The following is a 23146-nucleotide window of genomic DNA, read 5'->3' as shown; positions in this document are numbered from 1 at the left end:
CAATCCATAAAACTCTGTTTGGAGACTCCATGCTGTTCAAAAAAGCCAGCCACAACGTCAACACGAACGTCCGTTTCATGCTCGGCGCAGTCGCCGCCGCAGGCGTCAGTCTTACCTGCGGCGCTGCGCATGCGCAAAGCAGCGTCACGCTGTACGGGATCGCGGATGTTGGCGTCGAACACATCAACAATACGAGCGCTGGCGGCGCACAGACGCGCGAAGTGTCGGGCAACCTGTCCGGCTCGCGCTGGGGATTGAAGGGTGCCGAAGACCTGGGCGGCGGCATGAAGGCCATTTTCCAGTTGGAAAGCGGTTTTAACATCAATGACGGCACGACCGCTCAATCGACCAGAGGTCTGGGCGCCAATGCTGCGACGACCGCCCGGCTATTCGGCCGGCAGGCGTGGGTCGGTCTTTCGTACAAAGGTCAGCAACTGACTTTCGGCCGGCAGAACTCGCTGCTCTACGAACAGGCCGTTGCGTTCGATCCGATGGGCGCATCGTCGCGCTACTCGGTGCTGTCGCTCGACTACGCGATGGCCGGACGCATCGACAACTCGGCGAAGTACACGGGCGCGTTCGGGCCGCTGACGGCGCAGGCGATGTACAGCACGCGCTACGACACGGGCTATGGCGCCGAAGTGCCGGGCGCGGAAATCACGGGGCGCTTCTTCAGCGGCGCGCTGACTTTCGCGCAAGGCCCGTTCGCGGCGAGCGTGTCATACGAGCAGCGCAACAGCAACACGGTCGCGACCAACACGGGCACCGAGCGTCGCGCGACGGCAGCTGCTTCGTATGTGATCGGACCCGTGAAGGGCTTCGCGGGCTACCGCTATCTGCGTGCATCTAATGCGTTCCTGCCTGTGAACCCGATCGTCGTTGCAAACGGCTCGCAAGCCAGCGCTGCAAACCTCTACTGGGCGGGTGCGCAGTACAACGTGACGCCCGCGTTCATTATCACGGCCACCGGCTACTACCAGGACGTGCATTCGACGGGAGCCGACCCGTGGCTCGCGGTGCTCTGCGCGGACTATTTCCTGTCGAAGCGCACTGACCTTTACGCAACCGCGGGCTTCGCTCACAACAAGGACAAGTCCGCACTTGGTGTCAATGGCTACGGTACGGTCGCGCCCGGATATAACCAGACGGGCATCACGATTGGCATGCGCCAGAAGTTCTGACGAGAAAGCGTAATGCAGATAGTCCATGCGCCCCATCTTCCGGTTCGAGAGGAGTGGCTTGCCTTGCGAAAGGAGCCTGTTCTCGAGCCTGAACTGCCGATTGTCGATGCGCACCATCATCTGTGGGACCGCCAGACCGGGCGGTATCTCGCGGATGAGTTTCGCAACGACGTGGCGAGCGGGCATCGGGTCGTGTCGACGGTCTACGTGCAATGCCGCTCGATGTTGCGCGAGGACGGTCCCGAGGCGATGAAGCCCGTTGGCGAAGTGGAGTTCGCCAACGGAATCGCCGCGATGTCCGCGAGCGGCGCGTATGGACGGACGCGCTGCTGCGAGGCGATCGTCGGCGGTGCGGACCTGACGTTGGGCGCTGAACTCGATGCGGTCCTCGAAGCGATGTTGCAGGTATCCGGCGGACGCCTGCGCGGCATCCGCAATCCGCTCGCGTGGCATGCGAGCCCTGAAGTAAGTTCGAGCCCCGTGACGCCGCCGCGCGACCTGATGGCAAATCCGGCTTACCGGCAGGGTGTGAGAGCGCTCGGCCGCTTTGAGTTGTCGCTCGATGCATGGGTCTATCACACGCAACTCGACGATCTGTATGAACTCGCGCGTGCCGCGGATCGCGTGACGGTCGTTATCGATCATTTTGGCGGTCCGCTGGGTGTCGGTCCGCACGCTGGTCAACGCGCGGCGGTTCGCGCCGAATGGCAGCGAAAACTCGCGCGCCTCGCGAGCTTGCCCAACACGCGCATCAAGCTCGGCGGCGCGGGCATGAACGTATTCGGCTTCGATTTCGCCGCGCGCGAAGTGCCGCCTTCGTCCGAGGAACTGGCCTTTGCGTGGCGGCCGTATTTCGACACGTGCGTCGAACTGTTCGGCGTGAATCGCTGCATGTTCGAAAGCAACTTTCCCGTCGATAAAGGGATGTTCAGTTACGGCGTGCTGTGGAACGCCTTCAAACGACTCGCGTCCGCGATGTCCGCCAATGAAAAAGCCGCCCTGTTCAGCCGGACTGCGGCGGCAACCTATCGCCTCGCGATTGCCGGAGACAACACATGAAAACGAGTGCAACGGTTGCGACAACCGAATTCAAGGACGGTGCGGAAGCCCGAGGATTGAGGAACATCACGGGCATTGAGTGGCGCTCGCTAACACTTGCGGGACTCGGCTGGACGTTCGAAAGCTACGACTCGTTTTTGCTTTCGCTTCTGCTGCCGACGCTCGCTCTTCAGTTCGGTCTCAGCAAGGCGCAGCTCGGCCTGTTCACGAGCATCACGGCGGCAGGGCAGATCGTCGGCGGGATTCTGTTCGGTTATGTATCGGACCGGTTGGGGCGTGTGCGTACCGCGTTGCTCTGCGTCGGCATTTATTCGCTGTTCTCGGGTCTGCTTGCGTTCGCGCCGAACGAGCACTGGTTCGCGACGTTGCGCTTCTTCGGCGCGTTGGGCATGGGCGGCACGTGGACGGCGGGCGCCGCGCTGATTGCCGAGACATGGCACGCGAGCCGGCGCGGCAAGGGCGGCGCGCTGATGCAGATGGGATTGCCCATCGGCGCGATCCTCGCCATCACGATTTCGGGCATCGTCAGCGGCGTGAACGCCGGACTCGGTGGAAATAGCTGGCGTCTGCTTTTTCTGATCGGTGCGTTGCCGTTCTTTATCCTCTTCTGGGTTGCGCGAAAAACGCCTGAATCGCCGATCTGGCTGGAACGCAAGCAGGCGAAGACATCGGTTAAAAACGTGCACGCGACGAGCAGCGACACGCTCAATGTGCGCGGACTGCTGACGGCGTTCGGCTTTATCTTCTTTCTGCAGTACCTGTACTGGGGTGTGTTCACGTGGACACCGACGTTCCTCGTCACGGTGAAGCATCTCGACTTCGTGCATAGCCTGAAGTTCGTGCTTGCGCTGCAGTTCGGCGCGATCAGCGGTTTCCTGCTGTTTTCTGCATTCGTCGACCGGCTTGGTCGACGTCCGATGTTTCTTGCCTATCTGCTGGTCGGGGCGGGGGCCGTGGGCGTGTACATCGTGTCGTCGAATGCACTGCTGCTGATGGTCGCGATCTTCCTGACGGGCTTCAGTGTGAACGGCATTTTCGCGGGAGCGGGTCCGTTCCTCGCGGAGATCATCGGCAATACGGCGTCGCGCGGATTCCTGATGGGCCTCGCGTATAACGGCGGCCGTCTGGGCGGCTTCATCGCGCCGTTGATTATCGGCGCGCTCGCATCGACCTCCGGCGGATTCGTGCTCGGACTCGCGACGACCATCGTCGCATTCGTCGCCGCCGCCGTCGTCGTGTTCTTCGCGCCCGAAACGCGCGGCAAGGCATTGTCATGACGATGGCCGCGCAAACCGGTTTCGTCAGCAGACTGTTTCCGGCGCTTGCCGAGGCGTCGCTGCGACGCTATCTGAGCGGACAGGTCGCGTCCGTGCTCGGAAGCTGGACGCAGAACGTCACGCTGAACCTGCTCGTGTATCACCTGTCGGGGTCGGCGGCGATTCTCGCGCTGCTCAATTTTCTGCTGTACGGACCGCAACTGATCGTCGCACCGATCGCCGGCTCGCGCATCAGTTCGGCCAATGCGAAGCGCGCGACGCTGTGCGTGCTCACGGCGTCGCTGGTGCTGACGGCCAGTCTCTTCACGCTGTCGCTGCTCGGCGTGCTCGGCGTGAAGCTGATACTCGCGCATGCGCTCGCCATCGGCGTATCGAGCGCCGTTGAGACGCCCGCGCGTCAGGTTTTGCTGCTGACGAGTCTCGAAGATCCGACGCATACGTCGAACGCCGTGGCGATGAACACGATGGTTTACAACGTCGGCCGGATGGTCGGCCCGACGATTGCGGGTTTCGTCTATCCCACGCTCGGACCGAGAACATCGTTTGTGATTTATGCGGTGGCGCTCTGCTTCATGGCGACATGCGTGCGTTCGATCAGAACGGCCTCGGCGGCTCGGCCCGCGCGCGCGGACAGCAGCCTGCGCGACGCAGTCGGCTACGTGATGTCCGATGCGTTCTCCGCCCGCTATCTGCCGATACTCGCGTGCATCGGTTTGTTCGCGGGCAGTTACCAGACACTCGTGCCGCTGCTCGCGGACCAGGGGTTCCACGACGCGGCGCGCTTTACGGGCGTGTTCTTCGCGTGCGCCGGCGCGGGTTCGCTGAGCGCGGCAATTCTGCTTTCTTCGGCGATCGGCACGTCGGCGTCGCGAAGATTCATCGCGTGGGCGCCGTGGACGGCCGTCGGCGCGCTCGCGTTGCTTGCCGCGACATCGGAGGCGGCAGCCACGGTGCCGGCGTTTTTCGCACTCGGTTTCAGCCTTACGTTCGCGGCCACGTCGACGAACGCGACCATCCAGCGGCAATGCCCGGAACACGTGCGCGGCGGACTCGTCGGCATGTATGGGATGGCCTACAACGGCACGATGCCATTCGGCTATCTGCTCGTCGGGACCGCGTCCGAAGCGCTGGGCGTACGACACACATTTGCATCCATGGCGGTGGTGCTCGCCAGCGGTGTCATCGCCGTCATTGCATGGCAACGATTCACGAATCAGCGCGCAGGCGCACAATAAACGGAGACGACGATGCAAACTGGATTCATGGACAAGTCCGCGATCGAGCGCCGGACGATACGAAAGGTCGTCTGGCGACTCATTCCTTTTCTGATGGTGTGCTATCTGCTTGCCTTTATCGACCGGGGCAACGTGGGCATGGCGTCGCTACAGATGAATCATGACCTTGGCATGTCGGCGAAGGTGTTCGGCTTCGGCAGCAGCCTGTTCTTCATTTCCTACTTCTTTTGCGAAGTGCCGAGCAACCTCGCGCTGCAAAAGTACGGCGCGCGTATCTGGATCGCGCGAATCATGATTACGTGGGGCATCGTGTCGGCGGCGACCGCGCTCGTGCATAGCGCGACGTCGTTCTATGTTCTGCGCTTCCTGCTCGGCGCCGCCGAAGCGGGTTTCTTTCCCGGCGTGCTGCTGTATCTCTCGTACTGGATTCCGGCGTCGTATCGCGCTCGGATCGTCGCGACGTTCATGGTCGCAATTCCCGCCGCGAGCTTCATCGGCTCGCCGATTTCGGCGCTGCTCCTGCAGATGGACGGCTTCTGGGGGCTGCGCGGCTGGCACTGGCTGTTCATTCTCGAAGGCGTCCCGACCGTGCTGCTAGGCGTTGCGTGTCTGTTCATGCTGACCAACAAGCCGGAGAACGCGAAATGGCTCGACGACGACGAGCGCACATGGCTCGTCAATGCGCTCGTCAGCGAGCAAAAGGCTCCGAAGAAGGTGCCGTCGCTTCCGCTCACGCAACTGTTCCGCAATCGCTATGTGTTGTGTCTCGCACTCGTCGACACATGCGCGTCGGCGGCGGGGAGCACGCTGTCCGTGTGGCAGCCGCAACTGCTCAAGTCGTTTGGTTTGTCTGTCATGCAGACAGGCTTGCTGAACTCCGTGCCGTACGCGGTCGCTTCCGTCCTGATGGTGTACTGGGGCCGCCGCTCGGACCGGGTCGGCGAGCGTCGCTGGCACACTGTAGTACCGATGCTGCTGATCGGTGTGGGTCTGTTCGCGACGTCGCTGAGCGGCTCACTTGTACCGACGGTCTGCATGCTGTGCGCGGTACTCGTTGGCGCCTATTCGTTCAAGGGCCCATTCTGGGCGCTCGCTACGGACATGCTGTCCAACAGTGCCGTGGCAGCAGGCCTCGCGACGGTGAACGCGATTGCAAATCTGCTTGGCGGCGGACTGATGGTGAACGTATATGGATGGGTGAAGGAGGCGACTGGAAGTTATGCGCTGGCGTTGATGCCACTCGCCATCCTCACGCTCGTCAGCGTCGCGACTTTGTTGCTGTTGACCCGCAATAATTCGGCAAACCGTCTGGTCAGCAAGACGGGGACCATTTGAGCATGACTGTTCCCACGAGACGCGAATTCCTCCAGTTCGCAGGCGCTGCACTGATGTCGGCAGCGCTGCCGAAGCTGGCCGCCGCTGAAGAAACGTGGTCGAGCGGCACGGAGCGGCCGGCGTTCAGGTTGCCCGAAGGCGCCATCGACTGTCACATGCATATTTACGACGATCGCTTCCCGGTCGCGCCGGGCACGACGCTGCGTCCGCCGAATGCCACGGTCGCGCAGTACCGGCTTCTGCAGGCGCGCCTGGGTGTGAAGCGCAATGTGGTCGTCACGCCGTCGACGTATGGAACGGATAACCGCTGTACGCTGGAGGCCATCCGGCAGTTCGGCGGCAACGCGCGCGGCGTTGCCGTCATCGACAGTTCCGTGACCGATGCGGAACTGCAGAACCTGGATCAAGGCGGCATTCGCGCGATTCGCTTCAACCTGAGCTATCCGGGCGCAACGACGCTCGACATGCTTGCGCCGCTTGCCACGCGCATAGCCAATCTCGGCTGGCATATCGAACTGGTGGTGCAGGGCGCGCGACTGCCGGAACTCGAGCGGCATTTGTCGGCACTGCCTTGCCCGCTCGTCATCGACCATATCGCGCATGTTCCGGAACCCGGCGGCCTGTCGTCGGACGCTTTGCGCACCGCGCGGCGCCTGGTCGAGAAAGGCAATACGTGGATCACGTTGTCGGGGCCGTACGTCGACAGCAAGGCGGGCGCCCCAGCATACGGAGACGTTGAGCCTGTCGCGAAAGTGCTGATCGAGATGGCGCCGGAGCGGATGCTGTGGGGGACCGACTGGCCTCATCCGACGGAGAAGATGCATAAGCCGGATGATGCGAGCTTGCTGGACACGATCGCGAACTGGATAGGGCGGCCGGATTGGCAGCATCTGATCTTCGTCGCTAACCCTACGAAGTTGTATGGATTCGCGTAGCGTGCCTCGACCTCGGCACGGATGCGACGCAAAGCACTGCGAGGCAGAGCGCGAGTCAGTTCGACGTGACTCTGGCGCCGGGCGGACCCCACGACGCGACCGACGACCACCGGGGTCGCCCGATCTTCCAACTGAAACCGGAACGTAACGTCAATCGCGAAGCAACGGCGGCATCGAGTCAGAAGAATAGGCCGCCGCACACACTTGCATCACTTCTGCGCGAAACCAGCGATGGGCCGGGTCCTGATCGAGGCGCGGATGCCAGATCGCCGAGACGCTGAAGGCGGGCGTGCGCACTGGAAGCTCGAAGCTGTCGAGGCCGTTCGCTAAGGCATGATCGGGCGTGAACGGGTTGGCCAGACACGAATGCGGGACAACGGCGAGCAGGTCCGACTGGCGAGCAATTTGCATCGCACTGGTATAGGTCGGCACCTCCATCAGCACTGTTCGCTGTACATCCAGTCGTGCCAAAGCCGCATCGACCGCAATGGTGCGTGAGGTGTGCACATGGCCGTATGCACTCCAGCGCTCGAGGCTGATTCCGGTACCGTCCAGGAGCGGATGGCCACGCCGGCAGACGCCCACGTAGCGGTCCCTGAAGAGCAGGCGCGTAATCATCTCGGGAGCCGTGGTCCTCACCGTGCCGATCTCCAGATCGATCGCGCCTTCCCGCAGCGGCTGCGCAGCCCAGTCCGGCTTGGGCGTGAATCGAAGCTGCACACCGGGCGCTGCCCGGTGAATCCTGTCCATCAAGGCCGCGCCGAGCAGGTCGATGAAACCCTCGCCCGCGCGCACGACGAAGCTTCGATTCAAGGTAGTGAAGTCGAACCGGCGGCCGGCGGGACTGAGTGCCGCCTCCGCTTCGCGAGCCAGTGAAGAGACGCGCTCACGAAGCTCTTCGGCATACGGAGTAAGGATCAGCGCTCGCCCGGCCTGCACCAGCAGCCGGTCTCCAGTGAGGGTGCGCAGCCTGGTCAGCGTGCGGCTCATTGCCGACACGCTGAGGTTCAGCTGCCGGGCGGCTCCTGTAACGCTGCGTTCGCTCAGCAGCGCGTCCAGGGCGGGAAGAAGGTTCAGGTCGACACGTGGCATCTGTCGAGGATAGTGCAAATCTGGCCAGGCAGGGCGTGCGGTGCAATCGTGGATTGCAGGCGAGGCGTCTGGTGCAAAGCAGACGCCGCGATCAGAATTGCTGAGACCAACCGACGAAGAAGGAAAGCCCTATGCCCCAAGCTGCTCAACCTGCTCATGTTCCTTCCATCCTGCTGATCGGCGCCTCTCGTGGCCTCGGTTACGCAATGGCCGCGGAGTTTCTCAAACGAGGCTGGCACGTCATGGGCACTGTACGTGGCGGGCGCACGTTGCTGCATGACCTAGCCGATGCGCATCCGGGACAGGTCGAGATCGAAACGCTGGACATCACCCGGCCAGAGCAGATCCAGGCGCTGCGCGAGCGCCTCGCGGGCCGCACGTTCGACGCGCTGTTCGTGAACGCCGGCACGACCAATCCGGATCCGACTCAAACAATCGGCGAGGTGTCGACCGAGGATTTTGTGAACCTGATGATCACGAATGCGCTCAGTCCCATGCGCGTTGTCGAAAGCTTGTGCGACCTCGTCGATGCGGCGGGTTTGATCGGCGTGATGTCGTCGGGGCAGGGCAGCATTGCCGACAATGAGTCGGGCCAGCGCGAGGTCTATCGCGGCAGCAAATCGGCGCTGAACCAGTTCATGCGCAGCTTTGCAGCACGTCGCGCGGAACCGCCGCGTGCGATGGTGCTGATGGCGCCGGGCTGGGTACGCACAGACCTCGGCGGGCCAGAGGGGCGGTTGTCGATCGAAGAGAGCGTTCCCGGCGTCGTGGATGTACTGCTGGCCAAACGTGGCCGCCCCGGCCTGGAATTTCTCGATTATCGCGGCCGCACCGTTCGGTGGTGAGCCGATCGGGGCGGCCGCTCGTTGCGAAGACCGCGCGGCGCCCTGCGCGGAGAGCCGGAACGCAACTGTTGGAGCGCGCTATTTTTTGCCGTCCACTACTGCGACCACTTCGTCGCGCGTGTACTCCTTGTTCGCAAGTGCGCCGCTCGGCGTTTTCGCAAGGACCGCATCGAGCTCGTCGGGCTTCACTTCCAGCACCGGCATGCGAATGTCGTGCGGCACCTTCTTGCCCGCGAGAACTTGCTGCGTGACCCAGAACGCGAACGACGACGCGCCTGGCGGTATCGTCACCGACATCGTTTCATAGCCGCTCTTGCGCTGCTCCGCCCACCACGCCAGCTCTTCCTGACGATTACCAAGGATGATGATCGGCGTAGGCCGCCCAGCCGCCTTGATTGCCTGCGCGGCACCATAGCCGTCGCCGCCTTGCGTCACGACGCCATCGATCTTCGGCAGTGTCGGCAGGATTCCCGCGACCTGTTTTTGCGCAACGGTCTGCGTCCAGTCGCCATGCACCGAACCGACGATCTTCATGCCCGGATACTTTTTCATTTCGTCGACGATGCCCTGATGAATCTCGTCGTCGACAGAGACGCCTGCAAGCCCACGAATCTCCAGCAGGTTACCCTTGCCGTTCAGGCGCTTCGCCAGATAGTCGACTTGCATCCGGCCCATGCCCTGAAAGTCCACCGCGATGCGATACGCGCACGGCTCGGTGGCGATGCCATCGAACGATACTACGGTCACGCCTGCGCCGCACGCCTGCTTGATGACGCCGTTGAGTGCGGTCGGCGATACGGCGTCGACGGCAATCGCCTTGAAGCCTTGCAGGATGAGGTTTTGTATCTGCTGGACCTGCTCGGTCGCCTGGCTTTCCGCGGTCGTGAAGCTGGGCGCAGCCGCGACGACCTTCTGTTTGACTGCGGCGTCCGCGACGTTGGCCCAGCTCTTGAGCATCTGCTGACGCCAGCTATTGCCGGCGTAATTGTTCGACAGCGCTATCTTCACTGACGATGTATCGCCGGTTGCGATTTGCGCCGACGCGGATGCAGCCGCTAATGCAATGCATGCCGCCGTCACTACCTTGATGAAAGTGTGCACGTACCGTCTCCTTTGTTATCGATCAGCGCACCGCGCCCCGCACGCCTACATGCAGCGCATATACGGATGAAGTCGCGGTTATGAAAAGCCGATTGCGCCGCGGCCCGCCAAAGGTCAGGTTCGCAACGACTTCGGGAATCAGGATTTTGCCGAGCAGCGCACCGTCCGGCGCATAGCAATGCACGCCGTCTTCGGCGCTCGTCCATACGTTGCCGTGCTCATCGACACGCATGCCGTCGGGCACGCCGCTTTGCATCTCCACGAACACGCGGCCATTGCGCAATGCGCCGTTGCTCGCGACATCGAATACGCGTATGTGACGTGGCGCATTGTCGTCGTGCGATGCGGCCGAGTCGGCGATATAAAGCTTCGATTCATCCGGCGAAAACGCGAGACCGTTCGGCTTCACGAAGTCGTCGGAAACGAGGCGCACCTGCGTATCGCCGGGCGACACGCGATACACGTTGCATCGCCCAATCTCGCTGTCAGAGCGATATCCTTCGTAGTCGCTAATGATTCCATAGTCGGGGTCGGTGAACCAGATCGCGCCTTCGGAATCGACGATCACATCGTTTGGCGAGTTCAGCCGCTTGCCTTCGAAATGCGAGGCGATGACGGTGATGCTGCCGTCATGCTCGGTGCGCGTGACACGCCGCTCACCGTGCTCGCAACTGACGAGCCTGCCTTCGCGATCGCGCGTATTGCCGTTGCTGTAGTTCGACGGCGCGCGGTACACGCCGACGCCCATTCCCGGCGCCCAGCGCAGCATGCGGTTGTTCGGAATGTCGCTCCAGATGAGCAGATCGGTCGCCGGAAAATACACGGGGCCTTCGGCCCACAGGCATTCGCCGGTTAGCTTGTCCATCGACGCGTTCGGCTGAAGCAGCAGCCTGAAGCGTGGATCATGCACTTCGTATTCGTTGTTTTTCATGTCTCCTTTTCCTTTTTGCTGTTTGGACTCAGCGCACGACCTTGCCGCCCGCCGCCACCGTCACGGCGATGATGAGCGCGCCATACACGATGGAGCGCACGCCCGCATCCGCGCCAACCGCGTTGAGCACGGCGTTGGTGAGAAAGAGGAACATCGATGCGCCCCAGACGCCTGCGATCGTCGCTTTCCCGCCGGCCACGAGGGTGCCGCCGATCACGACGACCGCAATCGAAATCAGCATGTATTCGACGCCCATATCGAGCGAAGCGCCGCCGGACGTCGCCGATATGAGCAACGCAGTCAGCGATGCGATCATCGACGACATGACATACGCGAGGCATCGCGTGCGGTGCACGTCCACGCCCGCAAGCCAGGCGGCGCGCGCATTCTGGCCGATGGCCGACAGTCTGCGTCCATAGACCGCGCGATGCAGTAGCACGGCGAGCGCGATCGACAACGCGAGCGCCAGCAGCGCAATGTACGGCACGCTCAGGAAGCGTCCGGTCGCGAATGCGCCGAGCGCGGGCGGTGGCGGCGGAAGCTGTCTGCCTTGCGTGATCGCGATCGACTGGATGATGAAACTCGACGACAGCGTCGCGATGATCGGCGGAATGCGCAGCATGCGAATGAGCGCGTAATTCACGAGGCCAATGGCGATGCCCACGCCGAGCGCCGCCGCGATACCCGCGACGATCTGACCGTTCGCGCCGCCCATGGTATGCATGCCGACCACGCCGGCAAGCGCGATTGTCGACGGCACCGACAGGTCGATGTTGCCCACGCCCGATGTGATGACGAGCATTTGCCCCAGGCCCACCAGCACCATGAAGACGCCATACGTGAGCGCCGTTTGCGCGACATTGCTCGCGATACCGAAGCCGAAGATCGCGACGATGGCGAGCCATACCAGCACCGCACCGATAAAGGACCAGACCCAAGGCGCCTGAATCGCCTTGATGCGCGACCATGCGCTCGTATTGTTTTCAGCGAGGGTATTCATCGGCGCTCTCCGCGTTGCAGCAGCACGCGTAGTGACAGGACCACGATCAGAATCGCGCCCTGCATGCCGACCTGCCAGTCGGAGGAGATGTTCAGGAACGCAAGGAACGATGCCGCGAGCGTCAGCGTGATCGCGCCGAGCACCGCGCCGATCACCGACACGCGACCGCCCATGAATTCGCCGCCGCCGAGTATCACGGCGGCAATCGAGAGCAGGGTGTAGCGCAACGCGAGGTTTGCATCGGCGGATGTGGTGAGGCCGAGCAGCGATAAGCCCGATAGAACGCCGAACACGCCCGCGACGCCATAGAGCGTGGCCTTGCTGCGCACGAGCGACCAGCCGAAGCGGCGCATCGCGCGCGGATTGCCGCCTGCACCGCGCACGCGCACGCCCGCCGACGAGCGCATCAGGAGCAGATGCCCGACGATCGCAATCAGCACCGACCACACGATGGGCGCCGCAATGAACGGCGTCTGATAGTTCATCGCCGCGCCGAGCCACGTCGGGCTCGTGCCGCCCGGTGAAGGGAGCAGCACGATGGCGAGGCCGCTCCACACGAACGACAGCCCGAGCGTCACGACGATCGACGGAATCTGGCGCAACTCGACCAACGCGCCGACGGCCGCATAAGTGAGCACGCAGCCGACGAGCGCGAGGGTGCCGAGCCACGGTGTCTTCACGAGCAGCGTCGCGCCGATGCATGCGACGAGACTCACGAACGGCCCGATCGACAGATCGAGATCGTTGACGGTGATGATCGCGAGTTGCGCGAGCGTCGCAAGGACGATCGGCACCGCAAGATTCAGCAGTAGGCTCGAGCCGAAGTAGCTCATTACCGCGGGCTGCATGACAAGGATGGGTATGAGCACCGCGACGAGCGATATGGCGGGAAGCATCGCGCGCAAACGTGCTTGCGTGATGGCGAGTGTCATGCGGCCTGCTCCTCGAAGCTGGCCGCGAGCAGTGCTTCTTCCGTGCATTCGTCGGCATGAAGCATGCGCGTGACGGCGGCCGAGCGGAACACGTAAGTGCGGTCGCAGTGCGACAATTCCTCGTTTTCCGTGGTGTACCAGACGAACGTGCGGCCCTTTGCGGCTTCGTCGTGAACCAGCTGATAGATGTCGCGCTTGGTGCCGACATCGACGCCGCGCGTGGGATCGTCCATCAGAATCAGCTCCGCGTCCGATGCAAGCGCGCGCGCAAAGAGTACCTTTTGCTGATTGCCGCCCGAGAGCGACAGAATACCCGCGTTCATCGCCGCCCCGCGTATGCCGATCTTCGCGCGCCACTCCTCGACGATGGCCCGCGCCGCCGCGAAATCGACGAGACCGCGCTTGCGCGGCGCACCGCCCGCGAGCCAGCGCAAGTCGAGATTCTGAGCGATGGACCAGATCGGGAAGACGCCGTCGCGCCCGCGGTCGCCTGCTACGAAAGCCACCTTCGCGCGGCTCGCTCCGCGCTTCGTCGCGGCTTCGTAGATCGCAATAAGCGCCTCGGTTTGCCCCTGGCCCGCCAGTCCCGCAAAGCCGATCACTTCGCCGCGCGACGCTTCAATCGACGTATGGCGCTTTGCGCCGATGTTCCATATGAAGTGCCGCTCCCGTTCGCGATCCGCCTGGACGCGAGTCACGACAGACGCCTTGTCCGCTTCGAGATGCTGCCCCATCGCCTGGATAATGGACTCGCGGCTCGACTGTTCACGCGAAAGCACGCTGACGATGCTGCCGTCACGCATGACCACCACGCGGTCGGCCACGCGCTCGATCTCGCCGAGCATATGCGTGATGAGCAGGCAGGTGACGCCGCTTGCCGCCGCCTTGCGCACAAACGCGAGCAACTGTTCTGCGGTATGCGCATCGAGCGATGACGTCGGCTCGTCGAGAATCACAAGGCGCACGGGCGTGTCGGTGACGGTAAATCCGCGCGCAATCTCGACCATCTGCTGTTGCGTCAGCGTGAGGTCGGAGACAAGTTCGTTGCCCTTTAACCCGTTGCCCGGGAAAATCTCGTCGAGCTTCTCGCGCATCAGCTTCGTGGCCGTGCGGCGCCATCCGCGCCCACGCAGTTGTGGATGCACGATGCACATGTTCTCGGCGACCGTCAGGTTTGCGCAGAGCGACAACTCCTGAAACACGCAGCGTACGCCGGCATCGCGTGCGGCGTTGGCGTCGTAATGCGGCGCGTCTTTGCCTTCGACTTCGATGCGCCCTTGCGTCGGCGCATGGACGCCCGCCAAGACGGCCGTGAGCGTCGATTTTCCCGCGCCGTTATGCCCGGCAATGCCGACGCATTCGCCCTGCATGAAGGTGAAGTCTATGTCGTTGAGCACGCGCACGCGCCCGAAGTTCTTACTAATGCCTTCGAAGCGAATCAGCGCCTCACGTCGGGCAATCGCGTCTCCTGTTCCGCCCATTCACATGCTCCATGCGTGGCGATACTTCGATTCAAAAGATTTATTTCTTCTTGTCCAGAAGCGCGACCGTCTGAGGGAGCGTATAGGTGACGTCGCTGATGCCGCCCGGCGGCGTCGCCGCAAGCTTCGCCGGCAACTCCTGCTGCGAAATTTCGAGCAGCGGCACGTTGATGGTCACGTCCTTCGGGATTTTCTTTCCTGCGAGAACCTGCTGCGCGACCCAGAACGCGAATGTGACCGCGCCCGGCGGATTGGACAGCGACCGCGACTGATAGCCGTTCTTCGTCTGCTCGTTCCACCAGTTGAGTTCGGGATACGTGCTGCCAATGATCATCGGCGGCGTGGTGCGATTGGCGGCTTTGAAAGCCTGCGCGATGCCGAACGACATCTCGCCTTCGGTCGCGACGCCATCGACTTGCGGCAGCGTCGGCAAGATGCCCGCGACGGCTTTTTGCGCGACCGACTGCGTCCAGTCGCCGTTCACCGATCCCACGAGCTTCATGCCGGGATGCTTTTTCATCGCATCGAGCACGCCTTCATGCATCAGGTTGTCGACGGAAATGCCCGCCACGCCCCGCACTTCGAGAATGTTCCCCTTGCCGTTCAGCCGTTGCGCGAGATAGTCCACACCCTGCTCAGCCCAGCCCTTGAAATCGAAGTTCACTCGATACGCACACGGCTCGTCGACGATACCGTCGAAGGACACGACGACCACGCCCGCTGCGCACGCCTTCTTGATGGTGCCATTGAGCGCGGTTGGCGACACGGCGTCGATGACGATCGCGTTATAGCCTTGCAGGATCAGGTTCTGCACCTGCTGCGCCTGCTCCGTCACCTGGTTTTCGGCAGTGGTAAATGCGGGAGCCGCACCGATTTTCTTGTCCGCGACGGCCTGTTGCGAGACCGTGTTCCAGCTCTTCAACATCGACTGCCGCCAGGAGTTGCCCGCAAAGCTATTCGACAGCGCGATCTTCTTTTGCGACGTATCGCCGGTGGCCACTTGCGCGTGCGCTGCGCCCGCGAACATACATGACGCTGCGGCGAGCGTGATCGTCACCTGCTTGGCTGAGCGGAACATGGTGTCTCCTTGTTGTTTTGCTGACTGCTCGGACTGCTCGGATCGGCTTCGTCGATTCAATGCGCGCGCAAGCGCCTTCAGGGCGGCGCTGATTGAAAGCTGGACGAAAAGCGGGAGGGGGCGGGTACGTGCGTGACGCGAGCGGACCGCATGCGGGCAAGGCGGCAAGCGCCGGTGCTGAAGCACTGAAATGACATCGTCATGAGCACGCCTTTTTTGAGCGCATCCGCGAAATCGCCGATGCTATGCTTTCAAACGGTTGCTTCCAGGGACTGCCTTCAATTTCATTGCGGTCAGGCCATACGAGTGGTCAGGCCACCGGACCGCCGAGGCAGTATAGCGACTGTCTTTGAGTGATGCAATTCGATCGACGAAACGGGTAAAGGAGCGCGAATGAACCTGCCAATGGACCTGCCCACTCTCAAACCCGAGCGTCTGTATCAGCGAATCTCGAGCCTGATCATTGGGCTCATCGAAGACGGAACTTACGAGCCGGGACAGGCGCTGCCTGCCGAACGCGATCTGGCCCGGCAACTCGGCGTGGGGCGTTCTTCCGTGCGCGAGGCATTGATTGCGCTCGAAATCGCGGGGCGAGTGGAGATACGCACGGGGACCGGCGTTTTCGTGCGCCAGTTGGACAAGTCACGCGAACAGGCGCCGGTGCAAGACGCAGCCTTCAGCGTTGCCGATCTGCTTTCCGCACGCGCGATGATAGAAGGCGAGATCGCGGCGCTTGCTGCAAAGAACGGCACCGGCAAGCAGCGGCGCTTGCTTACGCGCATCATCGGCAACCTGGAGGCACAGTCGGTGAACGACGCCGCGTTTCTCGAAGAAGACAGGCGCTTCCATCTGCTCATCAGCGAGATGACGGGCAACCCGCTACTAACCGAGGTGATGACAATGCTATGGAACAAGCGCTATAGCCCCGTGTTCACGCACCTCGAAGCTTTTTACGCTGACAAGCAGATTACGCTGGCGATGAACGCGGATCACCGCAGGATTGGCGAGGCCATTCTCAATCGCGATGCACGCGCCGCGAAGACCGCGATGCGGGCGCACTTGCGCAACGTGCATCGCCGTCTCTTCGCGGCGTAGCAAACGCCGTTGGGTTCGCGCTGTACTCGTCGCAATCGATACAACCCGAAGCGTTGCCGGCACGGCTGCAATCGTTCGGCTCACCGAAGTCTGTCACTGAACAGTCTGCCTCCGGCACGGTCGCGTCGCACAACGAGCAGGACTCCAAGGCCGGAAATCCCCATTCCGATAGCCATGGGCCATGACAGTGGCTCGCGAAACATCGCCCATGCCCAGATCAGCGTGATCGGAGGACTCAGAAAGAGTACGCTCGTGACGCGAGCAGACGACGAGCGCCGTAGACACGTCCAGTAAAGCCCCCATCCGCCAAGCGTCGCCAGAATGGCAGTCCAGGCGACGCTGGCAGCAAACCCCACGGTTGCGATCGGCATGACGTTGCCATGCGATGCCTGCAGCCATAGAAAGACCGGGCAGGAGACGACGCTTTGCAGCCAAAGCATGCCCAGCGGACTCAAACTTCCCGCGCGAGCCGTTGATCGTTGCTGCCAAACCGTAGCCGCCGCGAGTGAAACCATACCTGCAACCGGCAGTGCGTATGCCCATGCCGGCGCTTTTCCGAGCGCGACCGCGTCGCGACAGACAATCAACATTCCTGCAAGGCCAAGCGCCAGTCCGGCCCACACGCTCTTCGGGCTGTGCTCACGGAAGACGCAGGTCGAAATGATTACTACGGCCACTGGAAGCAGGTCTGCAATGAGGGCGGCGAGACCGGTCGGAACACCAAGCTCGATTCCTCTCGCGACGCCGGCGAGATACCCCGCCGTCGCGAATACCCCGATGATCGACTGCCGGATCAATACGGGCAAAGGCGCACTCCGAATCTCGCGAGCGACGAAGGGAAAAAGACAGAGCGAAAGTGCTATGAACCGCCACAGCAGCACGAGGAGTACTGGAGCGTAATCCGCGGAGAACCGCATTCCAACAAAGCCGGAACTCCACGTCAGCACCATCCCCGCCTCGAGCATGGGCAGCGGCACGCGATTCGCGTCGCGCGAATTGGGGTTCAAGCTTGCATTGTGTGTCGATGTTCTCGCCATTCATGCAGATTAGACCGCCGGGATGGATTCGAAAATTGAAATATACTGACTCAGTCATTTAACAGAATTAAACCATGAGCACCGTTCTCGACATCGATCTGCTGCGGACCTTTCACGCTGTCGCCCGGTTAGGACGCTTTCGCGCGGCGGCAGAACTGGTCAACAGGAGCCCCGCGGCCGTAAGCATCCAGATTCAGCGCCTCGAGGCTATTGCGGGCGGGCGGCTCCTCGAACGGGACAATCAGTCGGTCACGTTGACGGCGCTCGGCAAGCGGCTTCTGTCCAGTACGGGCGAGGTGCTTGCGGCGCACGATCGCGTTGTGGAAGACATCAAGGGGAAGAGACTGGCCGGCCGGGTCATATTCGGCATACCGGATGAATACGCTGCGCATGTGATCCGCGATATCTTGCCGGGTTTCGCGACCAGTTGGCCCAACGTGGTTCTCGAAGTCAAGACTGCACCGAGCTTCAAGCTTCGCGATCAGATCAGTCGCGGCAAGCTCGATCTGGCGATAGTCGTTCAGCCCGCAAAGGAAAGCAGGTCTGCGGATGTACTGACCGTGACAACGCCGGTTTGGGTCGGCAGCCCGAGCTATGTCGTGGATGACACCCGTCCGCTTCCGTTGGCGCTTTATGCGGAGCCGTGTCCTTATCGTGCAGCAATGATGAGTTCACTGCAGTCAGCAGGACGGAAGTGGCGGGTGATCCTCGACAGCGGCTCGACTCAGGTGATCAAGGCTTGTGTCGAATCCGGTCTGGCCGTGACGCTTCTCGACCGTGCACGGGTCAGCGCCGATATGCGGGTGCTCGACGGCCTGCCGCAGATTGAAGACCACGATGTGGTTCTGATGCGCGGCGATAGGGGCCGCGCAACGGAGGCAATGGAACTCCTCGCAACCACGCTGCGGCAACGATTCAGACTTTAACGAAGGCATTCGCCATCAACAGTCATCACAACATGTTTTTGTCGGGGCATCCGGGTGTGCGCCATTATGGCAATTGCGGCGCACACCTATCCACGATCGATCAAAGTTCAGGCTTCAGCCGATACAACTCCGGCACGAGCGCGAGCAACAGGCGCTTCGCGGAAAAGAGGCGAGGCGAGATATGGGTGGCGACGTACCATGTCGCTGCCACGTTCATGCTTCGCAGTTTGAAGTCGGGGCCGACCATCGCGCTTGCGAAATGCAGATCGCCCAGCGTCTTGCCGATGATCTCCTGCTTGATCCTCGCGCGCGCCGGCGGATCGAGCGCAATGAACGACAGTTCCGACATTTCGTGAAGCAGCCGGTACATGCTGTTGTAATGGTGCAGCGTTTTCGTCGTGAACATTGTCGAATCCATTCGCAGGCGTCTTTTGAATAGCGCCTGATTCAGCACGGCCACTTTGATCCGTTGTTGCAGCAGCAATGCGGCGAAGAAGTGATTGTCTTCGTACACGATGCCTTCCAGGAAGCGGAGGCTTCCGATCGCCGAACGCCGCGTAATGAAGCAGCATGGCGATACGAAATAGCGTCCTTGCCGCAACGACTCGACGACGAACTCATCCGACCAGAACGTCGCGGTTCCCAGCGGCCGCCGGTAACCATTCACTTCCTGCTTGTACATGGGAGCGTCGTTCGGGAACACAGCAGCCTCGAACATGACGGCGTCGATCTCGGGATTGCTGAATTCCCGATGGCACACGCTCAACGTGTCGGTGTCGATAATGTCGTCGCTGTCCATGTAGTACACATAGGAGCCGGTCGCGAGCGAGGTGCCCAGATTGCGCGCCGCGGATTGCCCGCGATTGGGCTGATAGACATAGGTGAAACGCGGGTCGGTATCGCAATAGCGCTGCGCGATCGCGGCGGTGCCATCCGTGGAGCCGTCATCCACGATGATCGCTTCGAAATCCGTGAAGGACTGGCCGGCGATGCTTGCGAGCGCATCGTCGAGATAGGCCTGCACGTTATAAGCCGGCACGATGATGGAAAAAGCTGACATAGGGCACCTTGATTGTTTGATGAACCAGAACCGCACTCAACCCGCATCCGCGCCGCGTGGCTCCTGACCCGCCGACGGCGCAACAGGCGACCGACCCGCACCGCGCGAAGAGGGAGCGACGCCGCGAAAATACAGCCACACGAAGGCCACTGCGCCGACCACTTCGGTCAGGATCACGGCCACGATCGTCCCTTTGGCGCCGCCGTAGCGAGTGAGTGGAACGACATAGAGAAGATGCAGAACGGTTGCGCCGACAAACACATTGGTCAGTGAGCGCGCCCGTCCTTGCGCGAGCAGTCCCAGGTCGCCGAATACAACTGCCACGCTGATGATCGGCGGCAACACGGCCTCTAGTCTCAGCAGAGGAATCGACGCGTGAAACTGCGGCCCAATCCACGTTTCGATGCCCCACGCCGCGAGCAATTCAATACCGATAAAAAGGCTGATCGAAGTCGAGAACACGGCAAGCATTGCCATACGCATCAGACGCTGCGCGGCTTGAGGATCGGTCGCATGGTATTGGCTGATGCGTGGATAGAAAGCCTGGCTGATCACCATGAACATGGCTTGCGCCGCCACGCGGATCTTGTCCGCCATTGCGAACTGGCCGACTACTTCCGGTCCGTGAAAGTAATTCAGCAGAATGGAATTGAAGTTCACATAAAAGCTGATCAATACGAAAGAGAGAAAAAGCGGGAACCCGTCTTTCAGCGCCTCGACGATCTTTCTCGTGGATGTACCGACGAGTTTCACCAGTCGATTGCGACGGAGAATCCACAGCGCACAGATCGCGAGCAGCACATTGCCGAGACTCACACCAAGCGCGGCGAGCGCCGCGTCGCCCGGACCTCTTACTGCGAGGTACACGAAGACCAGTCCGACGAGCCGCGAAAGAAACGTCGGTAAAACTAGCGCGCGCATGCGCTCCAGGCCCTGGAACAACCATATCGGCGTGACGGCGTTGGCGACGATCCCAAGAAACAACGCGGCCAGCACGTCGGCATGCTCTCGCAGGTCCGGCACGAACAACACACCCGCAACGATCAGCACGAGTGCTCCCATGACGAGCACGAGTCGCGCAGCGGAAGTGCTCGTGTAGACCTCTGCCAAACCGCGAGGGTCGCCGCGGTTCACGGAGACGTGCCTCGTTGCCGTGAAGTTGAAACCGTAGTCGGTCAACAAGACCATGTATTGGGCAACCGCCTGACAATAGGCGAGGACCCCGAACTCTCTCGCACCGAGTACATGACCCAGGTACGGCAACATCAGCAACGGTACGATATAGTTGCCGCCCTGGATAAGAATGAGATAAAGCAGCGTCTTACGAATCGGAGTAGTCATAAAAATTGGTCTGATGCGATGTGGCTTTCCTCCTGCGTGAGCCGCTCTACAGGATCAGGTGACGCTGTGCGCGGAATTCGGTGGGCGACATGCCGTACCTTTCCTTGAAAAGACGGCCAAGCCGGTTGCCGTCGCCCATTCCACACCGGCGTGCAATCTTCCCGATAGGAACGTTGGTGGAACTCAGCATTGCGCGGACAACTTCAAACCGCGTGCGCAGCAGGTACTCCAGCGGCGTCATGCCGAACTCCTGCTTGAAGCGTCGCCGAAAATTACGCTTGCTCATCGCTGCGGATTCCGCTGCTTGTGCCACGGAAATAGGCTTGCTGTAGTTTTCTTTTATCCAGCGCGCCGACTCTCGAACCTTGCTCGTCGTGGTGAGCGACTTCGCGTCACCTTCGCGGGGCCTCGTGGGCTTGACCGCATTGGTCTGCAGGTCGAGCGCGACCTTGCGGGCAATCTGCGGGCCGAGGTCGCGTTCGATCTGGGCGACGGCCAGTTCAGCTGGTGTCGCTCCGCTCGCGCGCGGTCCCGCAACCTCGTCGTCGAACAGAACGACGGGTACTGCCAGCCGCGAAGCGTTTTTATAAACCACCGCGAGCTTCGAGCCTTGCGTAATGCGAAGCGATGCAATGGCTCCCTGACGGGTGATCCACGAATGAAGGCGATCTGTCGGCTCGGTTGTCACCGTCGAGTCGCGGCAGGCCACGAAGAACGCATGGAAGTCGCTGATGCTGTAATGATTAAGTTGTTCCGTGCCAATGCAAATGCCACAGGAGCTGGTGACAAGCCCCCCCTGGTCGGACAATACCGTTAGACGGTAGGGCGCCTGCTCGCCCCGGGCGAGTTCCGCCGCGTTAGCCAGACGGAAAGCGTCCCCAATGGCGCCCGCGGTCGCCGTAAAGAAGTTCTGGGAAACGAGAAGGCCAATGTGCTTCGACGGTTGTGAGTAGTCGATTTTCTCATTGACACGCAGACTTGAGAATTCAACAAGATCCATCACGATTAGGGCTCCCAATATATTTATCAAATGCACATAGCCGGTCAGACGATAGCTGCATTGTAGTAACAGCTGATTCGACAAACTTCCGCCCAATCGGCGGCACAGCCGCCAATTGCTTGTCGCGCATCGCCACTACGCGGCCCTTCGAAACGCCGTCATTCACGCCGCATTGCGGCCCTGACAGCTGCTGCAATCGTCGATACGATCCGTAGCGGAATCATTACGATCGCCACGACCGCGAAAACGACAATCACCGCCAATACATAAACAGTTGCAAACCCAATCAATATCGACGTGAACGCGAACCTTTCGGCACGCGATGCCAACGGCAGATCACGCCAATTGCCGTGCGGCCTGCCTTCTTCCATAGCTACTCTCGCTCAGGCGGTACCTGTGCGGGCGCGGCGGCGGAATTCTGTTGGCGAGACCCTGAAACGTTTGCGAAATAGCTTCGCGAGCTGCGATCCATTGCCCATGCCACTGCGGCGCGCAATCTTGTCGACGGGCAAATCGCCCTCGGCCAGCAAGCGGCACGAGCGCTCGAGACGTGCTCTCAGCAAATACTCGGAGGGTGTCGTGCCGATCTGCTGCCGGAATCTGCGCAGAAAAGTCCGCTCGCTCATAGCGGCGGCTTGAGCGACCTCGGCGATCGAGATGTCGTGCTCGCAGTTTTCGGTGAGCCATTGCGCGGAAGCGTGGATTTTCTCGTCTTCCTTTTTCGGTGCTCCCGACTTTGCAGAACTTAAGGGACTTGAGTATGGAAAGAAGCTGATGCGTATTTCCGCAGGTCGCGCAATGACTGCGCCATGCTCTGTGTGGTCCAGGATCCATACGGGAGCAATTAAGTCTTGACAATCCAGAGTGGACCTGACGATAGACGCAAGCGTTGCATCCGTATCGGGCGCAATAAGCATTTGCAACTGATCGGTGCCACCGTGCGCGCGGCGGCGAATAGCCGCAGTACTTCCGGCAGCGACGCTTTCGAGATCGATTTCGTCGAGGCCGGCTTCAAGATCACGGCTCGAAACGATATCTATATGTGCATTCGTATTAATTAGACGAAGCACTTGTGCCGCATTATCCGTTGGTAGGAGGCAACTAGCGGGGCCGACTTTATTCATGCTGTCTCCTGTTGTTCAAGGTCTAACTATTTATTGGTTGAATGCCGGTCAGGTATGACAGTGCTTTATAGGGACGTGGGC

General features: G+C 61.4%; 22 protein-coding genes. 9 read left to right on the top strand and 13 right to left on the bottom strand.

Going from position 1 to position 23146, the window contains the following annotated elements:
- Positions 1–29 precede the first annotated feature (29 nt).
- From SB753_RS03085 to SB753_RS03060, 6 genes are read left to right on the top strand one after another with little or no spacing between them, the layout of a single operon-like run.
- On the top strand, positions 30–1181 hold the full coding sequence (locus SB753_RS03085; RefSeq protein WP_410798908.1) for a porin: 1152 nt from the start codon (positions 30–32) through the stop codon (positions 1179–1181).
- Positions 1182–1193: 12 nt separating this feature from the next.
- Positions 1194–2240 carry an amidohydrolase family protein gene (locus tag SB753_RS03080; RefSeq protein WP_408166488.1) on the top strand — a complete coding sequence of 349 codons (1047 nt, stop codon included), beginning with the start codon at positions 1194–1196 and terminating at the stop codon, positions 2238–2240.
- Positions 2237–3517: an MFS transporter gene (locus SB753_RS03075; protein WP_410798906.1), complete on the top strand. Its 1281-nt coding sequence runs from the start codon at positions 2237–2239 to the stop codon at positions 3515–3517. Before SB753_RS03080 ends, SB753_RS03075 begins: the two co-directional genes overlap by 4 nt.
- The gene (locus SB753_RS03070) at positions 3514–4752 is read left to right on the top strand and encodes an MFS transporter (RefSeq protein ID WP_020070939.1); all 1239 of its coding nucleotides are present in this window, start codon (positions 3514–3516) and stop codon (positions 4750–4752) included. Before SB753_RS03075 ends, SB753_RS03070 begins: the two co-directional genes overlap by 4 nt.
- A 12-nt stretch (positions 4753–4764) precedes the next feature.
- Complete coding sequence (locus SB753_RS03065; protein ID WP_392393647.1) at positions 4765–6087, top strand: MFS transporter; 1323 nt, start codon at positions 4765–4767, stop codon at positions 6085–6087.
- A gap of 2 nt (positions 6088–6089) precedes the next feature.
- Entirely contained in the window at positions 6090–7022 is a 933-nt protein-coding gene (locus SB753_RS03060; RefSeq protein ID WP_410798904.1) for an amidohydrolase family protein, read from the top strand.
- A 150-nt stretch (positions 7023–7172) separates the two neighbouring features.
- Here SB753_RS03060 and SB753_RS03055 read toward each other — a convergent pair whose 3' ends face one another.
- A complete protein-coding gene (locus SB753_RS03055; protein ID WP_410798902.1) occupies positions 7173–8114 on the bottom strand; it encodes a LysR family transcriptional regulator in 942 nt (313 codons plus the stop codon).
- Positions 8115–8245: 131 nt separating this feature from the next.
- Between SB753_RS03055 and SB753_RS03050 the strand changes: the two genes are divergently transcribed.
- Positions 8246–8959 carry an SDR family NAD(P)-dependent oxidoreductase gene (locus SB753_RS03050; RefSeq protein ID WP_410798900.1) on the top strand — a complete coding sequence of 238 codons (714 nt, stop codon included), beginning with the start codon at positions 8246–8248 and terminating at the stop codon, positions 8957–8959.
- 78 nt (positions 8960–9037) lie between these two features.
- Here SB753_RS03050 and SB753_RS03045 read toward each other — a convergent pair whose 3' ends face one another.
- From SB753_RS03045 to SB753_RS03020, 6 genes are read right to left on the bottom strand one after another with little or no spacing between them, the layout of a single operon-like run.
- Positions 9038–10060, bottom strand: coding sequence for an ABC transporter substrate-binding protein (locus SB753_RS03045; protein ID WP_410798898.1), 1023 nt, complete (start codon positions 10058–10060; stop codon positions 9038–9040).
- 22 nt (positions 10061–10082) lie between these two features.
- Positions 10083–10991, bottom strand: coding sequence for an SMP-30/gluconolactonase/LRE family protein (locus tag SB753_RS03040; RefSeq protein WP_410798896.1), 909 nt, complete (start codon positions 10989–10991; stop codon positions 10083–10085).
- A gap of 28 nt (positions 10992–11019) precedes the next feature.
- The gene (locus tag SB753_RS03035; protein WP_131318594.1) at positions 11020–11991 is read right to left on the bottom strand and encodes an ABC transporter permease; all 972 of its coding nucleotides are present in this window, start codon (positions 11989–11991) and stop codon (positions 11020–11022) included.
- Positions 11988–12923 carry an ABC transporter permease gene (locus SB753_RS03030; RefSeq protein ID WP_410798894.1) on the bottom strand — a complete coding sequence of 312 codons (936 nt, stop codon included), beginning with the start codon at positions 12921–12923 and terminating at the stop codon, positions 11988–11990. The genes SB753_RS03035 and SB753_RS03030 overlap by 4 nt, the downstream gene beginning before the upstream one ends.
- Positions 12920–14404 (bottom strand): sugar ABC transporter ATP-binding protein, encoded by a 1485-nt coding sequence (locus tag SB753_RS03025; RefSeq protein WP_410798893.1) that lies wholly within the window; start codon positions 14402–14404, stop codon positions 12920–12922. The genes SB753_RS03030 and SB753_RS03025 overlap by 4 nt, the downstream gene beginning before the upstream one ends.
- A gap of 40 nt (positions 14405–14444) precedes the next feature.
- Complete coding sequence (locus SB753_RS03020) at positions 14445–15482, bottom strand: ABC transporter substrate-binding protein (RefSeq protein WP_087751159.1); 1038 nt, start codon at positions 15480–15482, stop codon at positions 14445–14447.
- 393 nt (positions 15483–15875) lie between these two features.
- Between SB753_RS03020 and SB753_RS03015 the strand changes: the two genes are divergently transcribed.
- Entirely contained in the window at positions 15876–16577 is a 702-nt protein-coding gene (locus SB753_RS03015) for a FadR/GntR family transcriptional regulator (protein WP_020070928.1), read from the top strand.
- A gap of 80 nt (positions 16578–16657) precedes the next feature.
- On the opposite strand, the gene SB753_RS03010 is transcribed toward SB753_RS03015, so the two are convergent.
- Positions 16658–17584, bottom strand: coding sequence for a DMT family transporter (locus SB753_RS03010; RefSeq protein ID WP_410798892.1), 927 nt, complete (start codon positions 17582–17584; stop codon positions 16658–16660).
- A gap of 104 nt (positions 17585–17688) precedes the next feature.
- On the opposite strand from SB753_RS03010, the gene SB753_RS03005 reads away from it, so the two are divergent.
- Positions 17689–18540 (top strand): LysR substrate-binding domain-containing protein, encoded by an 852-nt coding sequence (locus SB753_RS03005; RefSeq protein ID WP_410798891.1) that lies wholly within the window; start codon positions 17689–17691, stop codon positions 18538–18540.
- Positions 18541–18640: 100 nt separating this feature from the next.
- On the opposite strand, the gene SB753_RS03000 is transcribed toward SB753_RS03005, so the two are convergent.
- The 5 genes from SB753_RS03000 to SB753_RS02980 form a co-directional block, all read right to left on the bottom strand.
- The gene (locus SB753_RS03000) at positions 18641–19600 is read right to left on the bottom strand and encodes a glycosyltransferase family 2 protein (protein WP_020070925.1); all 960 of its coding nucleotides are present in this window, start codon (positions 19598–19600) and stop codon (positions 18641–18643) included.
- Between the two features lie 36 nt (positions 19601–19636).
- Positions 19637–20941 carry a flippase gene (locus SB753_RS02995; RefSeq protein ID WP_410798890.1) on the bottom strand — a complete coding sequence of 435 codons (1305 nt, stop codon included), beginning with the start codon at positions 20939–20941 and terminating at the stop codon, positions 19637–19639.
- 46 nt (positions 20942–20987) lie between these two features.
- Positions 20988–21941 (bottom strand): GlxA family transcriptional regulator, encoded by a 954-nt coding sequence (locus SB753_RS02990; protein WP_410799608.1) that lies wholly within the window; start codon positions 21939–21941, stop codon positions 20988–20990.
- A gap of 158 nt (positions 21942–22099) precedes the next feature.
- Positions 22100–22312, bottom strand: coding sequence for a hypothetical protein (locus SB753_RS02985; RefSeq protein ID WP_410798889.1), 213 nt, complete (start codon positions 22310–22312; stop codon positions 22100–22102).
- 12 nt (positions 22313–22324) lie between these two features.
- A complete protein-coding gene (locus SB753_RS02980; RefSeq protein ID WP_087751163.1) occupies positions 22325–23065 on the bottom strand; it encodes a helix-turn-helix domain-containing protein in 741 nt (246 codons plus the stop codon).
- Between the last annotated feature and the right edge of the window lie 81 nt (positions 23066–23146).

This window comes from Paraburkholderia sp. SIMBA_053, from assembly GCF_046534895.1.
GTDB lineage: Bacteria > Pseudomonadota > Gammaproteobacteria > Burkholderiales > Burkholderiaceae > Paraburkholderia > Paraburkholderia caledonica.
The sequence above is the reverse complement of the archived record's forward strand: the minus strand, read 5'-3'. Positions and strand labels throughout refer to the sequence as shown.